The organism is Roseofilum reptotaenium CS-1145, assembly GCF_028330985.1.
Classification (GTDB): Bacteria; Cyanobacteriota; Cyanobacteriia; order Cyanobacteriales; family Desertifilaceae; genus Roseofilum; species Roseofilum reptotaenium.
On the sequence record NZ_JAQMUE010000032.1, the window covers coordinates 1 to 26597 of the forward strand.

The 26597-nt window shown below is 46.5% G+C and carries 21 protein-coding genes and 2 pseudogenes; 11 read left to right on the forward strand and 12 right to left on the reverse strand.

Annotated features, from left to right (window positions below; all coding sequences use genetic code 11):
* Positions 1 to 248: 248 nt before the first annotated feature.
* A complete protein-coding gene (locus tag PN466_RS04710; RefSeq protein WP_271937413.1) occupies positions 249 to 1007 on the reverse strand; it encodes a creatininase family protein in 759 nt (252 codons plus the stop codon).
* A 187-nt stretch (positions 1008 to 1194) separates the two neighbouring features.
* Here PN466_RS04710 and PN466_RS04715 point away from each other — a divergent pair, with 187 nt between their 5' ends.
* The 4 genes from PN466_RS04715 to PN466_RS04730 all read left to right on the forward strand — a co-directional run bounded on the left by PN466_RS04715 (position 1195) and on the right by PN466_RS04730 (position 6327).
* Positions 1195 to 1503 (forward strand): DUF6679 family protein, encoded by a 309-nt coding sequence (locus PN466_RS04715; protein WP_271937384.1) that lies wholly within the window; start codon positions 1195 to 1197, stop codon positions 1501 to 1503.
* A 271-nt stretch (positions 1504 to 1774) separates the two neighbouring features.
* Entirely contained in the window at positions 1775 to 3379 is a 1605-nt protein-coding gene (locus tag PN466_RS04720) for an MBL fold metallo-hydrolase (protein WP_271937386.1), read from the forward strand.
* 108 nt (positions 3380 to 3487) lie between these two features.
* The gene (hemH, locus tag PN466_RS04725; RefSeq protein ID WP_271937387.1) at positions 3488 to 4654 is read left to right on the forward strand and encodes a ferrochelatase; all 1167 of its coding nucleotides are present in this window, start codon (positions 3488 to 3490) and stop codon (positions 4652 to 4654) included.
* Between the two features lie 59 nt (positions 4655 to 4713).
* Entirely contained in the window at positions 4714 to 6327 is a 1614-nt protein-coding gene (locus tag PN466_RS04730) for a nucleotidyl transferase AbiEii/AbiGii toxin family protein (RefSeq protein WP_271937388.1), read from the forward strand.
* Here the strand turns inward: PN466_RS04730 and PN466_RS04735 are convergent.
* Both PN466_RS04735 and PN466_RS04740 read right to left on the reverse strand, forming a co-directional pair.
* Positions 6324 to 7241 (reverse strand): tetratricopeptide repeat protein, encoded by a 918-nt coding sequence (locus PN466_RS04735; protein ID WP_271937389.1) that lies wholly within the window; start codon positions 7239 to 7241, stop codon positions 6324 to 6326. The genes PN466_RS04730 and PN466_RS04735 overlap by 4 nt on opposite strands.
* Positions 7242 to 7364: 123 nt before the next feature.
* On the reverse strand, positions 7365 to 7982 hold the full coding sequence (locus PN466_RS04740; protein ID WP_271937391.1) for a hypothetical protein: 618 nt from the start codon (positions 7980 to 7982) through the stop codon (positions 7365 to 7367).
* A gap of 61 nt (positions 7983 to 8043) precedes the next feature.
* Between PN466_RS04740 and PN466_RS04745 the strand changes: the two genes are divergently transcribed.
* Together PN466_RS04745 and PN466_RS04750 are read left to right on the forward strand one after the other, a co-directional pair.
* On the forward strand, positions 8044 to 9486 hold the full coding sequence (locus PN466_RS04745) for an efflux RND transporter periplasmic adaptor subunit (RefSeq protein WP_271937393.1): 1443 nt from the start codon (positions 8044 to 8046) through the stop codon (positions 9484 to 9486).
* A 67-nt stretch (positions 9487 to 9553) separates the two neighbouring features.
* Positions 9554 to 11329 (forward strand): DUF3352 domain-containing protein, encoded by a 1776-nt coding sequence (locus PN466_RS04750; RefSeq protein WP_271937395.1) that lies wholly within the window; start codon positions 9554 to 9556, stop codon positions 11327 to 11329.
* 87 nt (positions 11330 to 11416) lie between these two features.
* On the opposite strand, the gene PN466_RS04755 is transcribed toward PN466_RS04750, so the two are convergent.
* The gene (locus tag PN466_RS04755; protein WP_271937397.1) at positions 11417 to 11995 is read right to left on the reverse strand and encodes a hypothetical protein; all 579 of its coding nucleotides are present in this window, start codon (positions 11993 to 11995) and stop codon (positions 11417 to 11419) included.
* A 259-nt stretch (positions 11996 to 12254) separates the two neighbouring features.
* Between PN466_RS04755 and PN466_RS04760 the strand changes: the two genes are divergently transcribed.
* Entirely contained in the window at positions 12255 to 13202 is a 948-nt protein-coding gene (locus PN466_RS04760; protein ID WP_271937398.1) for a DUF1517 domain-containing protein, read from the forward strand.
* Between the two features lie 269 nt (positions 13203 to 13471).
* On the opposite strand, the gene PN466_RS04765 is transcribed toward PN466_RS04760, so the two are convergent.
* The 6 genes from PN466_RS04765 to PN466_RS04790 form a co-directional block, all read right to left on the reverse strand.
* Positions 13472 to 14653, reverse strand: a complete 1182-nt coding sequence (locus PN466_RS04765) for an RtcB family protein (RefSeq protein ID WP_271937399.1) — start codon at positions 14651 to 14653, stop codon at positions 13472 to 13474.
* Positions 14654 to 14987: 334 nt separating this feature from the next.
* Entirely contained in the window at positions 14988 to 16637 is a 1650-nt protein-coding gene (locus PN466_RS04770) for an adenylate/guanylate cyclase domain-containing protein (RefSeq protein WP_271937401.1), read from the reverse strand.
* A 294-nt stretch (positions 16638 to 16931) separates the two neighbouring features.
* Positions 16932 to 17693, reverse strand: a complete 762-nt coding sequence (locus PN466_RS04775) for a hypothetical protein (protein WP_271937402.1) — start codon at positions 17691 to 17693, stop codon at positions 16932 to 16934.
* A gap of 125 nt (positions 17694 to 17818) precedes the next feature.
* Positions 17819 to 18772, reverse strand: coding sequence for a DNA polymerase III subunit delta' (locus tag PN466_RS04780; protein WP_271937403.1), 954 nt, complete (start codon positions 18770 to 18772; stop codon positions 17819 to 17821).
* Positions 18769 to 19182: a hypothetical protein gene (locus PN466_RS04785; protein WP_271937405.1), complete on the reverse strand. Its 414-nt coding sequence runs from the start codon at positions 19180 to 19182 to the stop codon at positions 18769 to 18771. Before PN466_RS04785 ends, PN466_RS04780 begins: the two co-directional genes overlap by 4 nt.
* 84 nt (positions 19183 to 19266) lie before the next feature.
* Entirely contained in the window at positions 19267 to 19932 is a 666-nt protein-coding gene (locus PN466_RS04790; protein WP_271937406.1) for a ThiF family adenylyltransferase, read from the reverse strand.
* Between the two features lie 188 nt (positions 19933 to 20120).
* Here PN466_RS04790 and amt point away from each other — a divergent pair, with 188 nt between their 5' ends.
* On the forward strand, positions 20121 to 22640 hold the full coding sequence (amt, locus tag PN466_RS04795) for an ammonium transporter (RefSeq protein ID WP_271937407.1): 2520 nt from the start codon (positions 20121 to 20123) through the stop codon (positions 22638 to 22640).
* A gap of 65 nt (positions 22641 to 22705) precedes the next feature.
* Here amt and PN466_RS04800 read toward each other — a convergent pair whose 3' ends face one another.
* Entirely contained in the window at positions 22706 to 23320 is a 615-nt protein-coding gene (locus tag PN466_RS04800; RefSeq protein WP_271937408.1) for a TetR/AcrR family transcriptional regulator, read from the reverse strand.
* A gap of 172 nt (positions 23321 to 23492) precedes the next feature.
* On the opposite strand from PN466_RS04800, the gene PN466_RS04805 reads away from it, so the two are divergent.
* The 3 genes and pseudogenes from PN466_RS04805 to PN466_RS04815 all read left to right on the forward strand — a co-directional run.
* Positions 23493 to 24659: an HlyD family efflux transporter periplasmic adaptor subunit gene (locus PN466_RS04805; RefSeq protein WP_271937409.1), complete on the forward strand. Its 1167-nt coding sequence runs from the start codon at positions 23493 to 23495 to the stop codon at positions 24657 to 24659.
* A gap of 20 nt (positions 24660 to 24679) precedes the next feature.
* Positions 24680 to 25846, forward strand: a complete 1167-nt coding sequence (gene devC / locus PN466_RS04810) for an ABC transporter permease DevC (RefSeq protein WP_271937411.1) — start codon at positions 24680 to 24682, stop codon at positions 25844 to 25846.
* Positions 25847 to 25890: 44 nt separating this feature from the next.
* Positions 25891 to 26457, forward strand: a pseudogene (locus PN466_RS04815) (ATP-binding cassette domain-containing protein); the annotation flags it as partial.
* Positions 26458 to 26479: 22 nt separating this feature from the next.
* On the opposite strand, the pseudogene PN466_RS26620 reads toward PN466_RS04815, so the two are convergent.
* Positions 26480 to 26597 (reverse strand): annotated as a pseudogene (locus PN466_RS26620) (IS4 family transposase); the annotation flags it as partial.

Below are 26597 nucleotides of genomic sequence, written 5' to 3' on the forward strand. Positions count from 1 at the left end.
GAACATTTACATTTTTGGTGGTCTCTACCCGACCACTTTACCTCTTTTAGCGTTCGCCAGCTTTCAGTTGATCTTTTCAGCAAAATACCACCGAAAAAGGTCGCCATAGCGACCTTTGAGCTACCTTGTCACCCCTTGAGCCTAATATCAAATCTATTTATTTACGCGACAGAGATCTGTAGGGGCGGGTTATACCCAAATCTTGTAGACTGACAACTATTGCAAGTAAACCCGCCCTCCCCACAAATCTACCGAGAAAGAGCTGTCTTCCCGACAAATTTCTCATAGCTTGTACTCAGCTCTTCCACCGCTAACTCATAAAACTCTTTGCCATGTTCTGGCGTGGCTAACGCAGGATTTGACCCCATGCGACCATCAGGATAATGGCGACGGAATTCTGCTGGGGTGGTGATGGGGTGACCTTTGCCGACTTCTGGAGACAGGGGTGCAGTTTTAATAGAGTCGGGATAAACATATTGAGTCAGTGCTACTTCGCTCGGTGTCGCGTGAGATCCTTCTTGATCGCCATACAACTCTTGGGCCCGTTTATAGACACTGCGACACATAAACCAGTTGGCTAAATGGCAGGTGACTTTTCCTTCCGGGTCAATGTTTAATTGGGCTAGATGGGTATAGACTTCAGAAAAGGCCGCTTTCATGGGAGCCATATTACCCCCATGACCATTGATAAAAAAGAATTTGGTAAACCCCGCTTGGGCTAAATAGGTGATATAGTCCTTAATCACCAAAATCAATGTAGAGGGTTGGAGGCTCATGGTTCCGGGAAAAGCCGTGTGATGGAGAGCCATGCCGACATTAATGGTAGGGCCAACTAGGGCATGAGTTTTTTCACCGACTCCTTTGGCGATCGCCTCTGCACAAATCGCATCTGTACCAATTAATCCCGTTGGCCCGTGTTGTTCTGTCGAGCCAATGGGCAAAATTAAGCCTGTAGAGGTTTTAAGGTACTCTTCAACTTCTGGCCAGGTGGAGAGATGGAGCAACATGAGACTAAAGGGCAGATAGGGCATCCTCTAGGGTAGCAAACTCTCCAGGTTCCGGGAAGAAGATTGGCTCAGACCCCAAAAAAATTGCTCAATTTAGCAAATTTGCCCAAATTGTATGGTTCTATGGCTAGAATAAGCGATAACATTTGAGAAGCCCAATTATAAAGCCACATATCACTAGCCAATTATGCTACATCGCAAGATCTATCAACTCTGCTCCGAGGGTCGTGAAATCTGGATTTTCTTGCGAGACCAGCAACGCTGGATAGAACGCGCCCGCGTTCTAGAAATCGAAGGAGATTTAGTCACGATTCGGTATGAAACAGAAGAGGAGGATGAGATCTGTGCTTGGGAAGAAATGGTTCGCCTAGAAAGCATTGGTGCAGTCACCCAAAAGCTCTCTAATTTCCCCAAGGGCAATAGTGAATTCCTGGTCTCGGAAGAGTGCCCAGAAGCGGAACAAATCCAGCCACACCCGGAATCAAACTCTGATTAACGCAGAACGCATCTAAACCCTAGCGATCGCCCCTCGGCCTAATACGCTATCATTCACAACTGAAAACCTTAAATCATAATCACAAGACGATGGATATTAAATTGGTTTTAGTCATTCTTACTGTCATCTTTACCGTAACCACCTTATTTTTTGGCACCAAGAACGGGTTCTACGATTCCGACAACTACCACGGTAACGGTTCTGCCCATTAAATTATCCGCAGGGTGGGCCGGGCAACAGTTGTATAATTTGAATACTATCGCTCATTCTCTTGCCCACCTTACTGGCGTGTCAACTCTTGGTTACCCTTGAATGCATTCCCTACGGTACCGGTCAATCTGGGGATGGAGTCTGTCTACTGGTGCGGATGGGCCCCTATCGTATCCTGCTTGACTGCGGTTTACATCAGATAGACCCCCTTCGTTCCATTGAGCCACCGGATATCGTATTCTGTTCCCATGCCCATCCTGACCATTGTCGCGGGCTTCCCAGTTTATCGCTTCAGTTTCCCGATGTGCCGATTTATGGCAGTGAAGTCACCCGGCAACTCCTCTCTCTACATGGACTAGAAGCGGAAACTGGTCAGGCTTTAGAGTGGCGATCGCCCCAACTGCTCAAACCCCATCTAAGCGCCGAACTCTATCCCTGCGGTCATCTGCCTGGAGCCGCCTCCCTGCTCCTCACCTACACCGCTCCAGAGCGCCGCTACACCCTCTTCTACACCGGAGATTACTTTTCCTCCAACTCCCGGCTTGTGGAACGAATGAGGATTGAAGAAGTCCGAGGACTGCAACCGGATGTGCTGATTATCGAAGCCAGTTATGGAACCGCTCGTCATCCCAACCGCCGTCATCAAGAAAACCATCTGGCTTCGCGAATTTACACTATCCTGAAGCAGAAAAAATCAGTATTGCTACCAGTTCCCGTTCTCGGTCTTGGTCAAGAATTGCTGATGCTACTGCGCTCTCACCATCAGTTTACGGGGCAAGATATCGATATTTGGGTGGATGAAACCATTGCTAGAGGCTGCGATGCCTACCTAGAGATTTTGCCCCATCTGCCCAGCAATGTGCAAAATTTTGCCCAACATCAATCTCTATTTTGGGATGAGCGCGTCCGCCCCCAATTGCGTCGCCTTCCGTCTAATCACGACTCTGGACAACTTCCCCGATATCCCTCTATCGTTGTTGCCCATCGCCAATCGAATCTCCACCAGTGGCTTGAACCTAACCCCAATCGCTGGTTAGTCTTGCTCTCTGAATATGCTGAAGATACGCCCCAACTCACCCAAACCTTAGATTTGATTGAAGGGGTGAAACTTGAAACGTATCTCTTTTCCCAACATTGTGATGGCTTAGGAACCACCCAACTAATTCATAATATTCGTCCCCAACACATTATTTTTTTCCATGGCAGTCCTTCTTATCTAGAAGATTTAGCCGGTTTAGAAGAACTGCAAAATCGCTATCATCTCCATTGTCCTCAATCGAATAAACGAGTAGAATTACCTATCGGTGAGACCTTCATTCAACCAGCCGCTCCCGAAACCCATTATGAAGGAGAATTAACGGAATTAGAGACCACGGTTCAGATTGAGTTACCCGAACCCATTACCCGAGATCGCCGTTGGCAACACTTCAGCGACACCGGCATTTTGGAAGCCCGTTGGCAAGGAGAAGAGTTAGTGATTCGGGGTCTATCTCAACGAGAATTACTAGACCAAGGGATGCCCAAAATGCCAGCCAATCTTGATTGTTGTGGCAACTGTGCCCATTATCGGGGACATCGCTGTTGGAACCCAGCCTCGGCCCTGTTTGAATTTCGCGTTAGTCCCGATGGCTTGTGTCCTGTCTTTGCCCACCACCGGGTTGAATAACCCTCTATCGCTAAAGTTTCTCTCCTAGAGGTATGTTAAGAGAGAACTATTAATGTTAAAATCAGTAACAAAGATAAGATAGTTACTTACAAGGAAACCAAAGAAATTATGGGTCGTGTTGGGGTTTTACTCTTAAACTTAGGTGGGCCGGAAAAACTAGAGGATGTTCGCCCGTTCTTATTTAATCTATTTTCCGATCCAGAAATTATCCGATTGCCGGTGACCTGGTTACAGAAACCCCTAGCCTGGTTTATTTCCAGTAGTCGCTACAAGAAATCTCAAGAGAATTATAAGCAAATTGGTGGCGGGTCTCCATTACGCAGAATTACGGAAGAACAAGCACAAGCCTTAGAAGCAAGTTTAGCTCAAAAGGGACAAGAAGCAAAAATATATGTAGGAATGCGCTATTGGTATCCGTTTACGGAAGATGCGATCGCCGAAATCAAACAAGATAAAATCGATCATCTGGTCATTCTGCCCCTCTATCCCCAGTTTTCCATTAGCACCAGTGGTTCGAGCTTCCGAGTCCTAGAAAAACTGTGGCAAGAAGACCGGGTACTAGGGGATAACATTAAATATAGCCTCATTTCCTCCTGGTACGATCGCCCCGGCTATCTCCAAGCAATGGCAGACTTAATTGCCCAACAATTAGACCAATTTGAAAACCCCAATCGAGTACATCTGTTTTTCAGCGCCCATGGGGTTCCCGTTAGTTATGTAGAAGAAGCAGGCGATCCCTATCAAAGAGAAATTGAAGCCTGTACATCCCTAATCGTCAAAACTCTTAACCGTCCCAATCCCTATACCCTAGCCTATCAAAGCCGCGTCGGCCCGGTGGAATGGTTACAACCTTATACAGAAGATGCTCTAGAAGAGTTGGGAGAAAAACAAGTTAAAGATGTGCTGGTGATTCCCATTAGCTTTGTGAGCGAACATATTGAAACCTTACAAGAAATCGATATTGAATATCGAGAAGTCGCTGAAGAAGCCGGAATTACCAATTTCCGCCGCGTTCCTGCTCTCGATACCCATGCCGGATTTATTAATGATTTAGCTGACTTAGTGATTGATTCGCTCAACTCTCCCAGTCAGAAATTCTCGGATGTTGTGCGTCCTTCCGATCAGTTAAAAATGTATCCTCAAGAGCGCTGGGAAATGGGCATCACCACCAGCGCTGAGGTCTGGAATGGTCGGTTAGCGATGCTGGGCTTCATTGCCCTACTGGTGGAATTGTTTAGTGGTAAAGGCATTTTACATGCGATCGGTATTTTGTAGTAGGTTTTTCTAATACCATTGACCTATTACCCATTACCAGCGCCAAGCGCTCTATACTCATGTATCCTCTAGACACGGTAACCATCCATCAATTTCGAGGACTACAAGATTTAGAACTCAAAGACCTCGGACAGATTAATCTCCTGGTTGGGATGAATAACTGTGGTAAAACCAGTGTTCTAGAGGCACTACTTTTGTATGCTAATCCCCTAGATATCAAAACTTGGCTGACCTTATCCAGACTCAGAGAAGGTGCACTTAGACTCCCCAGTTCCAGGTTTGAATCTCTCCAATGGTTATTTCCGAAACAACCTCAAATACTCGAAGCAGAGTCAATTCCAACCGGAATTAAAATCTCCAGCCAAGGTGCTTCAGCAATTAAAGAGATCGCCATCAATTATCAAGATCGAGAAGAAATCCGCTTCTTTGTAAAACCTGAACCTGTGACTCCTGAAGATGTTTTTGAAGAATATGAAAAAGAATTTCAAGAAACCAGCTCTCGGTTAGAACTGGATATCGAAATAACACAAAACCCAAAATCCCCTAATCTGAAGGGTATGATTCCTGTAGGAGTAGAACGAAAGATTATATTTGAGGGTACGGGAAAAGCTTCGATTTTCCCCGAATTAAAAAAAGAATGGAAAAAACTTTCGTTACCTATCGCTATTATAACCCCTGAGTCCCATCGTTCTAACTTTGGTCAACTTCGGCTACTATCCAAAGCAAGCTTTGAAAATTTTAAGTTTGATGTCATCCAATTACTCAAGATTATGGATGATGATATTGAAGATTTAGAAATATTGATCAATCCCCAAACGGTAAGTCATCAAGCCAGTATTTATATTCAACATAAGAAACTTGGACTCACTCCCCTAAATACATTTGGCGATGGAGTTCGTCGTTTATTACATATCGCCTTGCAGCTTCCGAGAGCAAAAGATGGTATTTTACTGATTGATGAATTAGAATCGACTATTCATACTGAAGCCTTAGAAGAGTCTTTTCAATATCAGAGGATTGTACAAATTTTGCATCAACTGCGGGCGGATTTTCTGCAAGAGTGCAACGTTTATTTTGGAGGAGGAACCTTATTAGCCTTGATGTATGGTGAATATCGCCAGAGTCAGAACATTGACTTTCTTTGCTCAGATCGGCAAGGATATCGGCAATTGCGTGAAGCGATTTTTACCCAGCAATATGCAGCGCTATTTAAGAATACAGAAGGCTTAAGTTTTCCCAGGGAAATTAGAGCCGATCGCTACGGGGTTCGGTTTCCCATTATGATTGATGACGTAAATATTCGCTTGGAAATTGTTTCTGAAGGACGCATTGAGCTAGACGATCCAGACACCCTAGAGTGGTGTCCCGTGCCTAGCTTGAGTTTAATCGATCGCGCAGCAGAAAAGTTGTTAGCCAATAGCGATCGCTGGATGGATAGCTCCGTACTCTCTAGAGATCTGATTGACTTAGCGATCCTCGCCTACCATGGAGACTTACCCGATCGCAGCTTTATCAAAGCAGAAGCAGCATATCCGGTACGAGAACCCTTGAAACGGGCGATCGCCGCTTTCCGGGAATTGGCTGATGGTGGCGATCGATATTACCAAGCCCTACAGATCCAAAACCCCACCCAAATTAGAGAAGGTTTAGAGCAATTGAGCAGGGTTCGTTAATTATGAATCGGTTCACCGGAACCGGGGTGATCGATCAAACGAGTCAAGCGCTCCAGACGCTTTTGATTATTTTCCGTAACGCCCTCACCCTCAGGTTGTCCTGTGAGGGTAAAAATGGCATTTTGTCGATCGCAGACTCCTTGAATATCGGGAATACACGCCACTTGAATCTTATGCTCCAAGGTTAAAACTTGGCCGGTTCGTGTGCTTTCTTCCACTGTCCTTTCCAGGGTGGCGACTCTGAATAAGTGTTGCGCTCCCCTATGCATCAAAGCATCACTAATACTATTCAACCGTTCGGAAACACTGGCGCAACGTCCTTGAGCTGATAACTCGGTATTTTTTTCGGCTCTTGTCGTCGTCACTATGGAATCTTGCCCCAGAAAAACTGGGTTTCCATTACCGTCAACATCCCATACCCTGCGATCGTGCCAGATAATCAACGGATAGGTTTTCGACTTTAGGTTCATGACTGTTTGCCACTGCCCTCCACTCTGGCGACAGACAAATTTTTTACCCATTTGCTCAATCAACCGAATCGCCTCATAAGCAGCTACAGCATTGCCTTGTTTCCAATAGAAGCTGGCAGCGGTGCGTAAATCAGAGACTGCCCCCTCCGAGTCTCCCATGGCATCGCGGGCTAAAGCACGGCCTTGATAAGCTTGGGCATACTCACCGTTGATGGCGATCGCCTGATTAAAATAAGTAAGGGCTTGTTGATAATTGTGCTGTTCTAGGGAAGTTTGCCCCGTATTGTATAGATTTTGGGGGACACTGCGATCCATTTGGGCAATCTGTGACGTTATACTTTCCCCTTTAGCCGCTTCAGGAACCACACCCCCCAGAGTTATTAGGGTTACAGTGCCAGCTAAAACAGAAGAGAACCAGTTGAGGATAGGAAACTTAGCAATCATAAACTTTTTCCGGGTAATAGCGTAAGCAAATCCCGTAGGGTGCGTTCACAAAAGTGCAGGGCACCCTACTCTATCTAAAGTTTACAGCGATCGCCAATAGAATACTTAACGATTAATTATTCCCTAAAATATACCCACACCTACTAATCCCAGTTTCCAAAATCCATTCAATTGAGCCTGGGAATCCAGACTCACCGAAGAAGTAGACGGAGCCTCTTGAATTTCAAAAACCCCTCCTTGGGTAACATCTTGCACTCCGACCGTGAGGGCAAAATCACCCTGATTCCGATAAGCGGGGTTTTTAATCAGGAGTACCCCATAATTTTCACTATCAACACTTCTGGATTTAAAAAATGCCCATCCCTGGGTCAACGCACCAAATCCACCAATAGTGGCAATGCGCGGTGTGGGATAGGATTCTCCTTCTGGGGCCCATAATAAAGGTTGATCGCCAGAAACCAAATCATCTAAAGACCAGGTTTGAGTATTCTTAAACGTAGCTTCAAAATCTGAGATGGCAAAATAGTCTACATCTTGAATCGTTCGATAGGGTTCGGAATCATCATAACTGAATTGACCTTGCCCAATTACCTCACGCCTCGTCCCAAAAAATTGCATCGTTAGGGTGATGGTCTTCGCTTGAGCAACCGCTTGCCCTATGATGAAATTAGAGCTAGTTAGAGCAAGGGTGAGAGCAAAAATAGAGAAGATAAAATTAGAGCGTTTCGTTGGTTTGTTCATAGGGCTAGTTTAACTAAGAGAGTAAATCCTGCGATCGCGGTTAATCGAGAAATGCGCACCAGTGAAGGGCACAATTGTTTACAATAAAGGGAAAATCCTGTGGACAACAGCTCCAAGGATTTTCTCTGGCTATGCAGATGTCACCTTAACCCCAATTTGGTTTATGAGGCAACGGGATCGATTCAGTCAATTTAAGGTATCGGATCGGAATGTGAGTCTAGGGCGCGATACACTCACCGAAAATCAGCCGATCGCGATTAAAAATCCTCCTGTGCAATTACTCTTACTGATGGCTCTACTGTTGACAACCACGGGATGTAAATTGCTCCCGCGTCCTGAATCAAGTGCCTTTTCCCAACCCGTCGCCAATCAACCCCAGACCATTTCTGTGGATGTGGCAACGGTTGCGGCTAGCGATCGCGGAACGCGTTTAACCTATACGGGAACCACAGAACCGATTCAGGAAGTGACATTGCGATCGCAAAGTGAAGGACAGCTCCTTTATCTGAGTGTAGATGTGGGCGATCGTGTCCGTCGAGGCCAAGTGATTGCCGAAATTGATAAAGCCTTACCCACCGCAGCAATTAACCAAGCTCAGGCAGAACTCTCGGCTCGTCGGGTAGAAGTTGCCCAAAGTGAAAGCCAGATTCGCCAGTTACAAACCCAAATTGAAATCGCCAAACTCGAATTAAGCCAAGCTGAAGCCGATGCCCAACGTTTGGAAACGTTGTATAAAGAAGGAGCCATTTCTAAACAAGATGCGGAATTAGCCCGCACTTCTGCCGAAAGAGCTAAACAAGCTCTCTCGGCAGCAGAAGCTCAGATCATTACCCAAAATAAGGTCATCGCCGCAGCTCAAGAGCGAGTCACTGCCCAACAAGCCATTCTCAGTCAAGCCCAAGAGCGTCAATCTTATACGGAAGTCGAAGCCCCTATTTCTGGCACTATTTTAAACCGACAAACAGAATCAGGTACGGTGGTAAGACCCGGAGATGAGTTGCTCAGAATTGGCAATTTTAGCCGCGTGAAAGTGAATGTGGAAGTCTCAGAATTAGATTTATATCAAATCCATCTGGGGCAATATGTGTCGGTGACTTTAGATGCCTTTCCTGACCAAGAATTTGCGGGAGAAGTCACCCGCATTTCCCCAGCAGCCGATCCGGTGGCGCGGTTAATTCCCGTGGAAGTAACCATTTCTAATCGTAGTGGGCGCTTAGGGAGTGGATTATTAGCCCGAGCGAACTTTGAAGTGGGCGATCGCCAAACGATCCGGGTTCCCCAAAGGGCCTTGGTGAACCGAGAAGGTGAGGATGCTACCCTATTTCTGATTGATGAGACCAGTGGAAACATCGTAACCTCTCGACGGGTCATCCTGGGAACAACCCGCGATGGTGAAGTGGAAATTGTCTCCGGTTTAGAACCTGGGGAACGCTATGTCTTGCAAAGTTCTCGACCTCTTGAGGATGGCGATCGCATAGAATTAAGTATCCTCTCTTCCCCATAAATTGGGTAAACCTAGGTTTTCTTGGATTGCCTGTTGCCTTTTGCCTCTTGCTTTTCCCTTAATTTTTATGACCGATAAAACCCCTCTAACTGTGCTGCAAAATCTTTCAGATTCCAAAAAAAAGCTAGGGTTACTGGCGATCGCTGGAATCATTGTCCTGGGTGCAACCGGTAGCCTGGCTTATTGGCTATTCGTTGGACGGACTCAAGTTCCTAAAGATATGCAACTGGGAGCCAATGTGGTTCCTCAAGATTCCCTGATGACCATTTCTTTATCCACCAATGAGCGTCAATGGGAAAATTTACGCTCGTTTGGTACTCCCAATACTCAAGCAGCATTAGACGACAGTTTAGCCCAACTGCGCTATCAATTTCAAACCCAAACGAAATTAGATTACCTCCAAGATATTCAGCCTTGGGTGGGACAAGAGGTGACCTGGGCCTATTTAGCGCCAGAAATAGCTGAGGATGAATCCCTCTCTGAAGAAGAACGGATAGTGATGGTGGAACAACCCTCTTGGGTGATGATTGTTCCCATTGCCAATCCGTTGAAAGCAAAAGAAATTTCGGGCAAATTAGTCGATCAAGAACTGACCCAACGCACGTATAAGGATATTGAAATCCAAGAAACCAAACCCGATGCAGATGTGGTATTTTCTTCGACAGTTTTGGATGGCCGATATTTGGTCATTAGTAGCGCTCCAGAAGCCACGGAACGGGTCATTGATACCTTTAAAGGATCGGCTTCTGTGGCTTCGACTCCAGGATATAAAAATGCTTTAGAGCAGTTGGGAACGTCTTCAGGTTTGGCACGCATGTATGTAAATATTCCCGAAGCCACTAGAGTGGCTGCCGCCAATTCTGTACGCCCGATCGCCCCAGAAGAATTGGACAAGATTCAAACTAATCAGGGATTAGCGGCTACGTTAGAAGTGGCCTCGAATGGTTTAGTGTTTAAGGGGATTACTTGGCTGAGTAACCAAGCGGATCGGAAATTAACAACCGATAGCCTAAGCTTGGATCTGGGCAATTATCTTCCCAGTGATACGTTGATGATGCTCACCGGCAGTAATTTGAATCAGGCGTGGAATCAATATGCCACAGGTGTGGAAGGGAATCCCTTAGCGCCCTTAAATCCAGAAGGCTTAAAACAAGGTTTATTGGACACCACGGGATTAAATTTAGAAGAAGATTTACTTAAGTGGATGAATGGTGCATTTGCGATCGCCATGATTCCTGCCGATCAAAATACGTCTCCGATTCCATTTGGCTTTGCGGTGATGGTGAATACCGGCGATCGAGAAGCGGCTAACGAAACCTTTGCCAGCCTCGACCAAGCCATGCAAGATCAATATCAGGTGCAAATTAACTCGGAAACCATCGGTGAAACCGAAGTTACTCAATGGCAACTTCCCTTTGGGATTATTGACATTAGTCGAGCCTGGTTAAGTGATGACTTAGTTATGATGACCTTTGGCGCACCCATCTCCAACCGTATCATCACCCCTCCTGAAGATCCCCTCACGAGTAGCGAAAGCTTCACAACCAGTATTCCCGAAGGTCTGAGTCCCCAAAGTGGTTATTTTTACGCCGATATCGAGCGCCTGTTTAACCAAAATCTCCCCCTACCGATTATTATGCCTCCGGATCAAGCGAATCTCTTTAAGGCGTTTGACTCCATTGGCGTAACCTCTGCTATTACTAGCCCCCGTACCACCCGCTATGACCTGCTGGTGCGCCTGAAAAAAGGTCAGGAACCCGGCCCCCTACCCTCTCCGAGCTTAAACCCCTCACCAACACCGGAACCCTCTCCAGAACCTTCTCCAGAAGAGTCAGAAGAATAAATGAGGCAATAGGCTAGGGTAAAAAACTTTGTTTTACCTATTGCCTACTGCCTATTGCCTAACTATCCGAACTTAACGAGTTTCTGGCTATAACAACTCAAAGGAATTCATAAAGCGCTCAACTAAATCAGCCACTGAAGATGCGCTAACAAGGAAGTAAATTTTGTTTTCTGCTAGATACAAGCGCAGAACTAGCAACCCTTCCCCCTCAATTTCAGTGACGCGGTATTCACGACCAGGGTAGCCATTGAGATCGATCAATTGCTCCTGGCTTTTGAGGTCTGGCATTTCCATCCCCTCTAGAAAGCTATCGCTCATTTCGTCGAGAATCTGTTTATCGCTGGCTTGCTGGAGGTATTCAGTGGGCAACTCCATATAAAACACTCCATAGATTCCCTCTTCGTCTTCAAATTGAATTTCTTCAATGGTCAGAGTTTCACCGCCAAAATCTTCAGAACTCCTTTCCTCTTCGGGTTGTCCTGGCATCTCGACTCTAAAGTGTCCGGTTCTGGTATAGGTTTGCCAATCAGACTGAGACAGAACTAAGGGAGAATGGGTATTGGAAGGCAAGACCTGGCTTGCTTCAATGGGAAGAGCAAAGCCGAGGGGAGTCAGCATTACGGCGATCGCCAATATTCTCAGTTTCACATTTGTTATCGTCAACATTGGGGTTTCCTGGGAAAGAACCATTGATAATTGCCAATCATCGTAGGGTGGGCAAGAGCATAAGCGATGGATTCAACTTCGACAACTCTATGCCCTACTCACCCTACCCGCCATTATTCTCGAATTCAGGTTACCCAACCTTTGCAAAGGGGGATAACCGACAATTCCAAGAGTTTAATCTAAAGATACTTTAAAGGGAGGAGAACCCGATCTCGTTTTCCTTTCATTCTAGTCATCAAGATATTCAATACCATAACCCATGAAAAACTTATCTTGGCTCAATCGCAAACATGCCTGGAAATCCCTAGTACTCATCGTTTTGATGGTTTCCATCACCTTGGGTAGTGCTACCAGCGCCCTAGCTGCCCGAACCGGCGGACGCATTGGGGGCGGCTCATTCCGCGCTCCCAGCCGCACCTATAGTGCCCCTAGCCGTACCTATACAGGGGGTGGATATGGCTTTGGGGGGGGATTCGGTTTTCCCTTTTTACTGCCCTTCTTCGGCTTTGGAGGAGGGTTTGGTGGGCTATTTACAATCCTGATTTTTGTGGCGATCGCCAACTTCCTGATGCAAACCATGCGCCGCCTGGGGGATGGGGATACGGAAATGGTCGCCGGTAGCTCGAATCCCACGACCTCCGTTGCTCAAGTGCAAGTGGGACTCTTAGCCGATGCACGTAGCTTGCAAACTGACTTAGACCGAATTGCTCAAACCAGCGACCCCACTACCGGTGCTGGACGCGCCCAAATTCTACAAGAAGCGACTCTTTCCCTCTTGCGCCATCCAGAATATTGGGTGTATGGTAGTGCCGAAAGCTCTCCAGGACGGCTCGATACAGCAGAAGCTAAGTTTAACCAATTCTCCATTGCCGAGCGCAGTAAGTTCACGGAAGAAACTCTCACCAATTACAATAACCAGCTTAAACAAGCAGAAAGTAAGGGTGCATTACCGGGAGAAGCAACTGACGAGTTAGGGCAAGCCTCTGGTGAATATATTGTAGTGACTTTAGTCGCAGCCACCTTCGGCAAATTAGAGTTACCTGCAATTAATGGTTCTCAAGACTTGCGACGTGCCCTGAGTCAAATGGGATCGTTAGGGGAAGATAATCTATTGGCGATCGAAGTTCTTTGGACTCCCCAAGCCAGTGGGGATACCCTTACCAGTGATGATATTTTAGCCGCTTATCCGAATTTGAAATTGGTTTAAGCTCTTGGGAAATTCCTCCCCAATACTTATCCATTTCTGTAACTCATCGATTCCCCTGGATAGGCAAGTTACTCCGATCCAATTGTTCAGCACAACATCATACAACAATGGTATCAGAGTAACTTGCCTCCCAAGGATCGATGAATAGCAAACTTCAAGAGAAATCATAGAGCAGTGAAAGGGAAAGTTAGGAGACTTTCTATTGCTATTCGTGCCTATTGCCTCAAACAATAACCTAACCGTCCTAACTTAACGAGTTCACTGCTCGATTAGCCTTTCACACAAACGACTTGCTTTAGAGTAGCAACCACTTCCACTAAATCAGACTGATTGTTCATCACCTGCTCAATGGGCTTATACGCTCCTGGAATTTCATCTAAAACCCCTGCATCTTTACGGCATTCAACGCCATCGGTTTGGGCAATCAAATCATCGAGAGTATAGGATTTTTTCGCCTTGGTTCTAGACATTAATCGCCCCGCACCATGGGAACAAGAGCAATAACTGTCCACATGGCCTTTTCCTTTGACAATATAGGATTTTGCACCCATGGAACCAGGAATAATCCCATAATCATTTTCTTGCGCTCGTACCGCACCTTTGCGCGTTACATACACCGATTCACCGAAATGGGTTTCTTGTTCGGCATAATTATGGTGGCAATTTACCTCAAGTAAAGGTTTCATCGGTTTACCTCCAGTGAGGTGTTTTTCGATAATGCGCTTTAATCTCGCCATCATCACATCCCGATTAAACCGAGCATACTGTTGTGCCCATTGTAAATCGTGCCAATAGGCAGTAAATTCCGGAGTCCCAGCGACAAAATAGGATAAATCGGGGTCAGGCAAGGAAGTTTCTGCTAACTTCGCTAGGTCCTTGGCTGTGTGAATATGATTCTGAGCCAATCGATTGCCAATATGCCGAGAACCGGAATGGAGCATTAACCAAACTTGATCTTCTGTATCGAGGCAAACTTCAATAAAATGGTTGCCACCCCCCAAAGATCCCATTTGTTTCATGGCTTTACCATCTAGGTTTTGCACCCCTTTGTGTAAATCCTTAAAGTCTTGCCATCCTTGCCAATTGGTGACCGTTTTTTCGATATTTTTGTTGTCATTGAAGCCTACCGGAATTGCGGATTCAATGTCTTGGCGAATCTTTTTCAGTTTACCCTCAAGTTGATCGGCGCTAAAAGGGGTTTTAACGGCTGCCATACCACAGCCAATATCGACACCTACGGCGGCAGGAATAATGGCTTCTTTGGTGGCAATAACCGAGCCAACTAAGGCTCCTTTACCTAAATGAACATCTGGCATTAACGCCACATGCTTAAAGACAAAGGGCAAGGAAGCCACATTTTTTGCCATGCGGGTTTCGTCGTGGGCTAGGGGGTGGTTTGCCCAAGAGAGTACGGGTTTGGCTTGGGCAAATTGCAGATGTTCATAAGGCATGGGAATAATCCTCTCCTGTCCAGCATTAGAGCAGATGGCTGATCTGTACTACAGAATAATACAAATAAGTGATATCTGTCAATTACTAGGACTGCTGAGTTACAGTGCTTTGCCCTGGGGAATAGGGTTGTGGTACATGGAGAGAGAGGATTTAAGCTTGTGTTTCATAAGGCAAGCAAAGCGCTGTATATCAAATCGATTTATTTCTGCTATACATGACAACCAGGGTAGAGACAAGGACTGCCTTGCCCCTATGAGTACGCATTTGTAGCAAGCATTTTTTATATTTAAAAGGGAGTTAATACTCACTAATAAAACGATATATCATTAAAGATTATTCCTGTATCTGAGTTGTGTTAGTTTCTGTTTCTTCAGGAATAGTGCGCGTCGTTTGATAAACTCTAATCGGTCGTTCTATACCCCGAAAGCGATAACTTCCCATGGGCATAAATCCCCGACGAACGCGCAATAACTTATAAGTTTTTTCACTGACCACACATTCTCCAGGAGGACAAATCCCTTCCATACGAGAAGCCAAGTTGATGGTCGATCCCAATACCGTATAATCGACTCGCTGGGAACTCCCAATATCACCGACGACTGCCTTTCCACTATTAATGGCAATTCTCAGTTGTAAGGGTTCATTTAAACGCTTGGTTTTATTTAAATGCTCTAAGCGAGTAAGCATGCCTCTAGCGGCTGCCACTGCCCGGTCTGCGTGATCCGGTTGCACTTCTGGAGCGCCAAAAAAGGCCATAATGCAATCGCCAATAAACTTATCTAACGTTCCTTTAGCTACAAATACTTCCTGGAGCATTTCTTCAAAGAACTTATTTAAAAGTTCGGCAATTTCTGAGGGGGAAAGCCGTTCAGAGAGGGCAGTAAAGCCCACAATATCGGCAAATAAAATACTAATTTCATATTCAGCTAGGGGTAAACGACCCTCGGTGAGCGCTCCGGCTGCCATCATTTGCTGGACAACGGAAGGGGTATGATAGCGTTCGAGACGCTGACGAATATTTTCTTCATCTCTGAGTTTTTCTTCTAGAAGCCATCTTTGTACAGAAGAGGCGACTAAGTTGGCTAGAGCAGAGAAAAAACTGAGGTCTTCTTCTGCTTCTACACTGGTGTACTGGGAAGAAACATGGGCATCGGCATAAAGAACGCCAAAGACTTGTTCTTCTTCCCACAGGGGAACAGCCATAGCAGAACGAATACCTTTGCTGAGGATACTCATTTCCCCTTCAAAGCGTTCATCGGCTTGTGCGTCTGCGGTTTGAATGGCGACTCTTTCGACAAAGACTTTTTGACAGATGCTGTGGGAAATCCAACTGCTATCAGCCGTGAGGGTATCTTGACCTTGATGACGGGTTGCTAGGCGAACTAATTTGAGTTGTCCAATGGCTTCTAAGTCAATTAGGAGGGCTAGACGGTCAATGCGTTTGAGGTCTCGGAAAACGGCTTCTTGGACTTGGAGAAAGATGGCTTCGAGGGAACCAGCGGAGTTGAGGCCTTTACTGATGTCTACGAGATCTTTGAGCCGGGCGATCGCCTTACGGTTGCTGCTGGCGGTATCTTGTTCATTATGGGGTTGCAGCCATAATCGTTGCAGATCTTTAACATTACGGAGAATCGTTGTACCATCGGTACTCAATTCTGGCCCTTTAGAAATCTCCTCTCCAGAGGGTTGCAGAATGAGAACCACCAGAGACACAACTCCAATTTGCACCACATCCCCATGATGAATCCATTGTGCAGATGTGGCGGGTAATCCATTTAATAATGTGCCATTGAGACTGCCCATATCTTCGATGAGCCATCCATTCCCACGGGCAATAATTTGACTATGATGACGGGAAACACCAAAAAAAGGGAGGCATAGGCTACAATCTGGCGATCGCCCTAAAACAAAGGGATTATCTTCAACCAATACGGTTCCTTCCGTATTCCCTTCAACTTGTATCCGCAGTTTGAGTTGACTCATTGTCTTTCAACCCCTTGAGCCATAGTACTTTCAACATTCACGGACAACCAACGCAAGTGAGAAAAATCTAACTTACCCATTTTCTGAGTCCAATCAAAGTAGTCACTCAAGTCTGAATGGAACGCCATACGCTATAAATTATCTCTTTATCGAGTAATCCAGAACTAAATCGGATGAACCCTGACCCTAGTATCGCCTGTCAACCGATTGTTGGCAGGGTATTCTCTCTATTGTAAATAATGAGCCGGAGAATCATCTGTAGCTACAGTCAATCTCAGGGCAATTGTACTGATGTTACTGATGAGTGATTGATGTGTGCCCAAACCTATTCTTTGAGTTGAGTACCCTTTCTATCCCATCTAAGCGCCGCTTTTGATCTTTTCGGACGGTACTGCGATAGGAACCCAGTCCATCGGCTTCTAGTTCTCCGGTGGTGGGATTGACGAAAGAGCGCACGCGGGCACAGAGTATGGCTTTTTTTAGGTCTTCTTCCAGTTGGTAACAGGTTTTGAGGTGTTGAATATAGTCTTTTCCAGCTAGGGGAGATTGATTGATTAAATCCACTCCAGCTAACAATTCAAAGGTGCCCAGGTGAATGCCAATGCTTTGAGCTTCTTCTTGGAGTTGGAGGATGGACGGTTTAAGTCGTCGCAGTTGTTTGAAGTCTGCTTCTTCGGGGCTGTCTGCACCATGTTGATAGGCGAAGGTTCCTAGGTTATGTTTGGAGTTTCCCGGATCGGTATGGCCAAAGTAGAGATCGGTATATCCTCCGTTAGGGGTACGGGTTCCTTCAGCCACTCCAATGGCGATCGCCCCTACGGAGTTGGGAGTTGCAAACAGATGTTCTGTAGAGAGATTAACTAATTTGGCTGATACCGTAAATCCAGGCAACTGCCGCTTGCGGGCCCGATCTCCGTCAACTGTCGGTGCTCCTGTGGGGGAAAATAAGCCTCCAATTAATCCTAAAGTTGCCAAAATTTGCACCCAACAGAGAATCATTAATCTCTGTTGTTTAACATATTTTTTGAATACATTGAACCCGGATAATCGGCGCATCTAAACCCTGACTTGAAGCACGACAGGGTTAATCTTCCCATAAGGGATCGCGAGAAAACATCCTCTTATTGGGTGAATTTAATTTGTTATCAGAGAAATTACAGAATTTAAATACGCCTTATTTATTACTGCCCACTCCCCATCGCCAATAAGGTGACCTCCCAAACTAATCGGGGTTGGACATAGCTCAGAAGGGCACGACTGGCTTTTTCTAACGGTTGTAGCGTTTGGGAAGACTGGTGATTTTGCCAATAGAACTGTTGCAGATAGCCAATCAGCCACAGTTGGGTGGGGGTATCTAAGGTTTGAGGAATGGTTTTGGCTAAGGTTAATCGCTCTCGAGGAGTGGGGGGAAGATTTTGTAGAGACTGTAAGAGTTCTGGTGGACAAGCTTGTAACTGCTCAAAAGCGGCGATCGCTTCCCCAGGACTCCCCTGAGCTAAGGCCATCACGGTTGGGTGATCGACAATTTTCTCATAACCGCGCGATCGCAAAACCTGCGCCAATGTCTCTGGACTCAAACGATAAAAAGGAATTCGGGTACAGCGAGAAACAATCGTGGGCAACAGGGCAGCCTCAGAAGAGGCGATCGCAATAATCGTCGCTTGACCCGGTTCCTCCAAGGTCTTCAATAACCCATTAGCCGCCCCTTCCGCCATCAAATCTGCCCGATCGATCGCCACTAAAGACCGGGGGGACTCCAAAGGGGGACGACTGAGAAATTGACTAATTTCTCGCACTTGTTCAATCCGAATTCGGGGCGGTGCTTTCCGTTTCACCCCTTCAGCTTTTGCCTGAGTGACCGACAGCAATTGTCCTTGATGTTGATATGTGGGTTCCACCCATAACAGGTCAGGATGGTTCCCCTGTTCCATACGTTTTCTCATCCGTGCTAGGTGTTCTGGAGTATCTTCTCGACTGGCTAGATACTCGACAAAATAACGAGCGCTCAAGCGCTTACCAATGCCATCAGGTCCGACAAACAAATAGGCGGGGGCAATACGATTTTTGTCAATCGCCTGACTGAGCAACCTCACTGCTTGGGGTTGGCCCATCACTTCTTCAAATTTAATGCTCATTGCTCAGAAATTTTCAGGGTATATCCATGAGATCCGCCCTCGAGATCGCCAACAAATATTTGGTATTCCCCTGGAGGCCATTGACCCGGAATTTCGACGGTTGAGCCATCATGGGCCGGCACACAGAGGTCAAAGTCTTGGGGGCCGTCAATTTTGAGGGTGGGGTTACCGGAACTTTGCAGGCGGAAATGAATGGAAGTATCGGCCGTGACAGTCAGTCTCACATTGGGCGCAGCCGCTAAATTGCCGCAATCACCCGCAGTGGGTCCACCAGATGTACCCGTGAGTTCCATGGGTTGAAACCCAGGACTGATGGTTTTCTGGGTAGTTTGGGCTAGACTGCTTAGGGAAGTCAGGGAGGAGATCACCCCGGCTAGGATAGATAGGATCGCTACAGATGGTCTATTCATAGGTTAATCCTCGAATGAAGAAAGAATGAGGGCAGCGCCCTACTCTTATCGTCTACGACTTTAGGGTTATGCGATCAGATGATTTTATCGATTCACTTGTTTCCGGTCATCGGAAATGGGCAGGGGAGTAATGGCAAAATCGGCAAATGTAATCGTATAGTTGTCCTGCTGGCGATCGCGAATAAACGTTAAGATAACTTCGGACGCTACAGCTACTGCGAGCAAGACCAAATTACGGGCTAAGGGATAGTCACAAACATCATCATTAGCCGGTGAAGGGACGCGATAGAGATTGTTCCAAATGATTTCCGCATAGTCAGTGGCTAATCCAATATGTAAGCAGGGAATTTGGTGCGTTGTGCAATAATCTTTGACGCTTTGGCGACTGGGACTATTATCAAACGTATCAATCACCAAAGAGGACCCTTTGAGCAATTTATGAACGGTGTCGTCGGTTAAGCATTGATTCATTCCTTGTAAACTTATCCCTAACGCTCGATAGAGAGTATTGGTGAGGATTTTAACTTTATAAGCGCCCACATCCGATTGATAATAGGGTTGGGTTGAGAGATTACGCTCCTCAATGCGATCGTCATCAATCACCTTAATCTGAGTCAGTCCAGTTCTGGCCAAATTTTCCGTCAGATTTCCCCCCAAGGCACCGGCACCACAAATGGCGATCGGAAAACTCTTGAGCTTGGCCATAATAGGGGCTGTGCGGTGTAATTCTTCATGAAAAAACATAGACATAGTGATGCCTGCCAGACCTGCGATCGGTAATCTCCATTGTATAATGTTGGAGATCAAGCCTTCTCCCGTAAGAGAGGGACTTCTCCCATTCTCCGCGTCTGGGTGTTTGGAGTGTTTTCCGCACTAAATTTAAAGATCATTCCCTTGAGAGCTGGTTACCTTGGGGCGATCGCCGATCCCCCTGCTTTATGAATGTGACTGATATTCTTTGGGTTCTTGTCTGTTCGGGGCTAGTCTTTCTCATGCAACCCGGATTCATGTGTTTAGAATCTGGCCTGACTCGTTCCAAAAACAGCATCAACGTTGCCGTTAAAAATATAGCCGATTTTGGCATCTCTGTTACCCTATTTTGGGCGATCGGATATGCCCTGATGTTCGGGGAAAATCCCAGTGGATGGCTGGGCATCAGTAATTTTTTTATTAATATTAGTACCCCCTCAGTTGCCACTTTTTTCCTCTTCCAAACCATGTTTTGCAGCACCTCCACCACCATCGTCTCAGGTGCAGTCGCAGAACGGATGAAATTTATCTCCTATCTCGTGGTTGCCGGTCTCGTTTCTGGCCTCATTTATCCCATTTTCGGTTGTTGGGCCTGGAATGGTCTGAACGTAGAAAATACCTCCGGTTGGTTACGGAATCTGGGGTTTGTCGATTTTGCTGGCTCAACGGTTGTTCATAGTATTGGGGCGTGGGTTTCTTTAGCTACACTATCCGTGGTTGGGCCCCGTTCCGGACGATTTCGATATTCGGGACACCCCCGTAAAATCCATGGATCTAATATGCAACTTGCTGTCTTAGGAACTCTACTGTTATGGTTCGGATGGTTAGGCTTTAATGGGGGCAGTACGTTAAGCCTCAATGACCAAGTCCCCGGAATTATGGTCAATACCATGATGGCCGGATCGTCAGGAATGCTAACCGGTGCAGCCATTAGTTGGTATCGGCGCAAAATTCCCCAGGTTGAAGCCTTAATGAATGGCTCTTTGGCTGGTTTAGTTGCCGTAACCGCTTCTTGTCATGCCGTCACAACATTAGAAGCTGTCATAATTGGCATCATAGGAGCGGGGATTATGATGATTGTCGCTCAAATGTTGGAAGATCTTAAAATTGATGATGCCGTTGATGCCATTGCAGTCCATGGAGGAGCCGGTATTTGGGGAACCTTAGCCGTTGCTTGGTTTGGCGATCCCCAGATTCTGGGAACGGGGTTAACGGTTCGAGAACAATTTGGGGTACAACTGTTAGGAATTATCGTTGCTGGAGTGTGGGCTTTTTCTCTAACCTATGGAATTTTATGGAGCCTAAACCAGTTGATTGCTTTACGGGTTTCTTTAGCGGAAGAAAAGATTGGTTTGAATATTTCTGAGCATCAGGCACAAACGGAAATCCATGATCTCTTTCAAGTGATGCAAGAGCAGGCTAATACTCAGGATTTAGCTCTGCGCGTACCGGTAGAACCTTTTACAGAAGTGGGACAAATTGCCCATCGTTACAATCAAGTGATGGCGGCTCTAGAGGAAGCAGTGAGTAAAACTCAGGCGGTGTTTAATACGGCCAGTGATGGGATTTTAACGTTTACTCTAGATAATTTAGAAATTAGCAAAGCGAATCCCAGTGCAGAAAAGATTTTTGGTTATCCTCTGGCGGAGTTAATGGGAGTATCTATTGATCGATTGATTTCGATTCCAAGCGATCCCCTAGCGGACCGGTTAACGGTGATTCGAGAACTGATCAAACCGGGAAGGCATGAAGCGATCGGATTGCGATCGAATGGGGCAGAATTTCCAATAGAAGCAACCTTAACAAAGGCGAATTTAGGCGAGCATCGCACGTTTTATGTGGGAACATTTAGAGATATTACGCGACAGAAGAAAACCCAAGCTGACCTCGCTAAAGCTAATGGGGAAATTTTGGAACTCAATCAGCAGCTTAAAGAGGAGAATTTACGCATGAGTTCTGAGTTAGATGTGACTCGGAAGTTGCAAAAAATATTGTTGCCAAAAGTAGAAGAGTTGACCGCTATTCCGGAATTGACATTTGCTGTATTTATGGAGCCAGCGTTTGAGGTGGGTGGGGATTATTATGATGTATTGCTTCACGATTTAGGGGTAAAAATTGCTATTGGTGATGTGACGGGTCATGGGTTGGAAAGTGGGGTATTGTCAATTATGGTGCAAACGGCAGTCCGGACGTTGTTGGAAGCAGAGGAAACCGATCCGGAGCGCTTTTTGGATATTCTAAATCGCACGATTTATCATAATGTACAACGAATGAAATCGGATAAAAGTTTAACGTTAAGTATGTTGGATTATACTCAGGGACAGCTCAGGTTGAGTGGTCAACATGAGGAGCTATTAATTGTGCGTGCAGATGGAAGGATAGAGCGCATTGATACAATTGATTTGGGAATTCCGTTAGGATTACAAGAGGATGTCTCTGAGTTTTTTGACTCAATTGTGGTAGATCTAAGTCCAGGGGATGGCGGTGTTTTGTATACAGATGGAATTACGGAAGCGGAAAATAGTGATGGTAAACGTTATGGTTTAGATCGGTTGTGCGATCGCATTACTCAGGTGTGGCATTACTCAACCGAAGAGATTCGCGATCGCCTGATTGCCGATATTCGCTCTTATATCGGTTCCCACACCATGTACGATGATATTACATTGGTGGTCTTTAAGCGCAAAGAGTCATATCCCAAGGAATGAGTGGGTGATGACAGCTCAATTGTGGTTTTAGGAAACAGAAACTATCTTAACTTTCCCTTCCCTTGCTATAGCACTACACGATTAGGAGTCAAAATTTTCAGGACTGTTTGTTTCGTACCTTCAGCAAAGAAATCTGGCTCGTTCGATGGTTCGATCACCAATTGTCCAATCGTACCATCTATCATAGCTATCAGTAATTGAGCAGTAATCTCAGGGATTAACGTCGCATCAATTTGCTCCCTTACCTGCCCTTGGCGGATCGCTGTCTCAACTGCTTTCAAAGTCTCCGCTTGTGTTGCTTGAAGGAGGTCAGAGATTGCCGGGTTGCGTCCGGCTTCTGCTAGAATCTCTAGCCAAAGCTGACAGTCATGGCGATTGGTATTGATTATGCCGATTCCGGTGGCGATCAAGTCTGCTAAACCGATGGCTTTGTCGTCTGCGCGGGCTAACTCCCCCAGCAAGGTTGCGGTTATGGCTTGCTCTTCTTCTACAATCGCTTCAATGATGGACTCTTTTGACGGAAAGTATCGGTATAGCGCTCCGGGACTCATGCCAACAGCCTTGCAGATTTTGGCCATGCCGGTTCCGTGAAAGCCTGATTCTAAAAAGCATTGGGCGGCAACTTTCAAGATGCGATCGCAGGTTTCTTGAAATTTTTTTTCATCTCGGGTTCTTGGCATGGTTCACTAGGACAATTTTCGTAGGTTGGACAGAGCGATTGGCTTGAGCGCACAGTATCTTTACTGTGGCTCTATTATCTTATGTTATAAAGCGAATGAACATTCTTTCTTTTTATCTTGACAGGTTTACTTTCCGATTGTTATTATAAGAATGAACATTCGCTCTAAAAACATGCATGCCTCTCCTCTGTCAAAACCCCTACGCTGCTTGAGCCTCGGCCTGCTCGTCGCCATGCTCGGCAGCATTGCTGGTTGCAAGTTTGAATGGCCCGTCACCCATTCGGAACCTGAAGCGATAGAAACTCCAGTCAAACCCTCGCGACTGGTTGTTTTGGGTCGTCTGGAACCCGCTTCGACTGCAATTGCCCTATCAGCCCCGTTAGCCTTGGAACATGATCGGGTCGCGGAGCTGCACGTCCGGGCTGGGGATACAGTCGCTGCGGATCAGATCGTTGCTGTACTCGATTCCCACACCCGTCTCCAACACCAGGTTGCTCGTGCTCGCACAGAGGTCACGTTAGCCCAACAGCAGCTCGCGCGGGTACAAGCAGGAAATCAGAAAAGTCAAATCGCTGCTCAAAAGGCTGTTGTCGTCCAACTCCAAGCCAAGCTGACAGGGGAGATGACCACCCAAGCCGCCACCCTAGAGCGGTTGGAGGCTCAACTTGACAATGCTCGGACAGAATTTGAACGGTTTGAACAGTTGTATATAGATGGGGCTGTTTCCGCCTCGGCGCGAGACACTAAAGCATTGACTCTCGACTCGGCACAAGCCATGGTTTTGGAAGCTGAGGCTGCCCAAGTTCGAGATCGCCAAACCCTACAGGCGCAAATTAAAACAGCTCAGGCGACTCTCGAGCAGCTCCAAGAGGTACGTCCTGAAGATGTAGCTGTGGCTCAAGCTGAAGTCGATGCAGCAGTCGAAGCCCTAGCTCTGGCTGAGACAGACTTAGAACAAGCACGAGTGCGCGCGCCCTTCGCAGGTCAGGTACTTGAAGTTCATGTATATCCAGGCGAACGTGCAGACGGGGCAGGCATTGTTGAACTTGGCCAAACAGAAGAAATGGTGATTGTTGCTGAAGTTGACGAAACAGACATTCGCCAAGTGCAGTTGGGACAAATGGCCACAGGTGTAGCGGCTGCATTGGAAGACCCAATCCAGGGCATGGTTACCCACATTGGTCGTGCCGTCCGCAAACAATCAGTATTTAGCGATCAACCGGGGAGCAATTTAGATAGCCGCGTGATTGAAGTGCGCATTGCCCTCGATTCAGAAGCCAGCCAACGGGTTTCTGGTCTAACCAATCTCCAAGTCGAAACTGCCATCCAACTTAACTAATTGCGATCGCCTACCTAACCATGTTGCTAAAATACTTCCGCAAAACCCCCCTTGCTTGGCATCAGCTCGTTAAGCAAAAAACTCGCCTACTTGTCGCCCTTGCCGGGATTGCCTTTGCCGACGTTCTCATGTTTATACAAATGGGCTTGTTAGATTCCCTGTATGACAGTGCGACAAAGCCACACCAGGAGATGGATGTCGATTTAGTGTTACTCGATCCCCGGGCAAAAACCTTAATCAATCTGCCTAGTTTCCCCCGCAAGCGACTCTATCAAGCTCTCGGATACGATGGTGTAGCCTCGGCCATGCCACTCTCTATCGGCATGGCCTCCTGGCGTAATCCGGAAACCCATATCAATCACGACATTCTACTGTGGGGTATCGACCCCGAGCGATCGCCCTTTAGCAACATCCAAGATGTGGAACGAGTGCAATCCTTAAAGCTTCTTAACCGAGTCCTCTTTGATCGTGCCTCGTCGAGTAAATTCGGCCCGATTGCCCAACGCTTCCAAGAGCAAGGAACTGCCATCACAGAAGTGAGTGACCAACGAATGAAAGTGACGGGCTTGTTTGCAATGGGAGTTTCTTTTGGTGCAGAAGGGAACGCGATCGCCAGTTTGTCTACTTTCCTCACCTTATTGCCGAACCGCCAGGCGAATCGTGTTGATATTGGCTTGCTTACCCTTGAGCCGGGTGCAGATCTCGAACAAGTCCAGGGACAATTACAAGTGGGCTTACCCCCCGATGTTAAAGTCGTCACCAAAGCTGAATTTATCCAGCTAGAAAAAGTCTATTGCAGTGAAGGGGGTACGGGCTTTATTTTTAATCTGGGTGCGGTAGTTGGCTTTGTTGTCGGGACGGTAATTGTTTATCAAATACTCTACACCGATGTCTCTGACCATTTGCCGGAATACGCCACGTTGAAAGCCATGGGTTACAGCGATTCCTACCTCGATGGTGTTCTTGTTCAAGAAGTCCTTGTCCTGGCGGTGTTCGGATTTATTCCTGGTTTCTTCTTTTCTGTAGGGCTTTATCAGCTCACTGCCAACGTGACGGCTTTGCCGGTTGTGATGAAAACCGGGCGTGCCATTATCGTGCTGATGTTAACACTGGTCATGTGTGCCGGTTCGGGCCTCATCGCTTTGCGAAAACTACGCTCTGCCGATCCCGCTGATATTTTTGGCTAATATCTCCGTTTACAGCTTAGTAATATAAATCTTTAACTGTCTTAATGAATACAACAACATTTGTCCCTGAATCGACATCCGCGATCGCCATTAATCATCTTAATCACCATTTCGGTACTGGTGTGCTTAAAAAGCAAGTTCTCCATGATATTAGCCTGGAGATTCAATCTGGGGAGATTGTGATTATGACTGGCCCCTCTGGCTCAGGCAAAACAACCTTGTTGACCCTCATGGGGGGACTGCGATCAGCACAGAATGGTAGCCTGAGAATATTGGGTAATGAATTTCAAGGCGCTAGGAAAGAACAGTTGAACGAGTTGCGTAAGCAAATTGGCTATATTTTCCAAGCTCATAATCTGATGAATTTCCTCACGGCTAAACAAAACGTTCGTATGTCCCTTGAATTGCACGAGGATATATCCCCAGCCAAACTAGATAAAAAAGCTACTGCTATGCTCGATCGCGTTGGCCTTGGAAATCGCATTAATTACTATCCCGAAAACCTCTCGGGTGGCCAAAGACAGCGAGTGGCGATCGCCCGCGCCCTCGTCAGTAATCCCAAAATTCTCCTAGCGGACGAACCGACGGCTGCCCTTGACAAGAAATCCGGCTTAAGGGGTGACAAGGGGGGTAAAGAGTAGACCGTATAAGGGATAGAGCCTTTAATCCCTTCTGGAAAAATAAGCGCTTATGAGGTTTAGAATCCATCAATTCTTGAGCCAAAGAAGACCAACATTGAAAGGAGTGAACC

Coding starts and splice junctions, on each gene's coding strand:
- PN466_RS04770 (WP_271937401.1), bottom strand. CDS start 16,637: ATGAGTCAACTCAAACTGCGGATACAAGTTGAAGGGAATACGGAAGGA.
- PN466_RS04785 (WP_271937405.1), bottom strand. CDS start 19,182: ATGAATAGACCATCTGTAGCGATCCTATCTATCCTAGCCGGGGTGATC.
- amt (WP_271937407.1), top strand. CDS start 20,121: ATGAATGTGACTGATATTCTTTGGGTTCTTGTCTGTTCGGGGCTAGTC.
- PN466_RS04805 (WP_271937409.1), top strand. CDS start 23,493: ATGCATGCCTCTCCTCTGTCAAAACCCCTACGCTGCTTGAGCCTCGGC.
- PN466_RS04735 (WP_271937389.1), bottom strand. CDS start 7,241: ATGATTGCTAAGTTTCCTATCCTCAACTGGTTCTCTTCTGTTTTAGCT.
- PN466_RS04780 (WP_271937403.1), bottom strand. CDS start 18,772: ATGAGCATTAAATTTGAAGAAGTGATGGGCCAACCCCAAGCAGTGAGG.
- PN466_RS04740 (WP_271937391.1), bottom strand. CDS start 7,982: ATGAACAAACCAACGAAACGCTCTAATTTTATCTTCTCTATTTTTGCT.
- PN466_RS04755 (WP_271937397.1), bottom strand. CDS start 11,995: ATGTTGACGATAACAAATGTGAAACTGAGAATATTGGCGATCGCCGTA.
- PN466_RS04800 (WP_271937408.1), bottom strand. CDS start 23,320: ATGCCAAGAACCCGAGATGAAAAAAAATTTCAAGAAACCTGCGATCGC.
- PN466_RS04730 (WP_271937388.1), top strand. CDS start 4,714: ATGTATCCTCTAGACACGGTAACCATCCATCAATTTCGAGGACTACAA.
- PN466_RS04710 (WP_271937413.1), bottom strand. CDS start 1,007: ATGTTGCTCCATCTCTCCACCTGGCCAGAAGTTGAAGAGTACCTTAAA.
- hemH (WP_271937387.1), top strand. CDS start 3,488: ATGGGTCGTGTTGGGGTTTTACTCTTAAACTTAGGTGGGCCGGAAAAA.
- PN466_RS04760 (WP_271937398.1), top strand. CDS start 12,255: ATGAAAAACTTATCTTGGCTCAATCGCAAACATGCCTGGAAATCCCTA.
- PN466_RS04715 (WP_271937384.1), top strand. CDS start 1,195: ATGCTACATCGCAAGATCTATCAACTCTGCTCCGAGGGTCGTGAAATC.
- devC (WP_271937411.1), top strand. CDS start 24,680: ATGTTGCTAAAATACTTCCGCAAAACCCCCCTTGCTTGGCATCAGCTC.
- PN466_RS04790 (WP_271937406.1), bottom strand. CDS start 19,932: ATGTCTATGTTTTTTCATGAAGAATTACACCGCACAGCCCCTATTATG.
- PN466_RS04765 (WP_271937399.1), bottom strand. CDS start 14,653: ATGCCTTATGAACATCTGCAATTTGCCCAAGCCAAACCCGTACTCTCT.
- PN466_RS04775 (WP_271937402.1), bottom strand. CDS start 17,693: ATGCGCCGATTATCCGGGTTCAATGTATTCAAAAAATATGTTAAACAA.
- PN466_RS04750 (WP_271937395.1), top strand. CDS start 9,554: ATGACCGATAAAACCCCTCTAACTGTGCTGCAAAATCTTTCAGATTCC.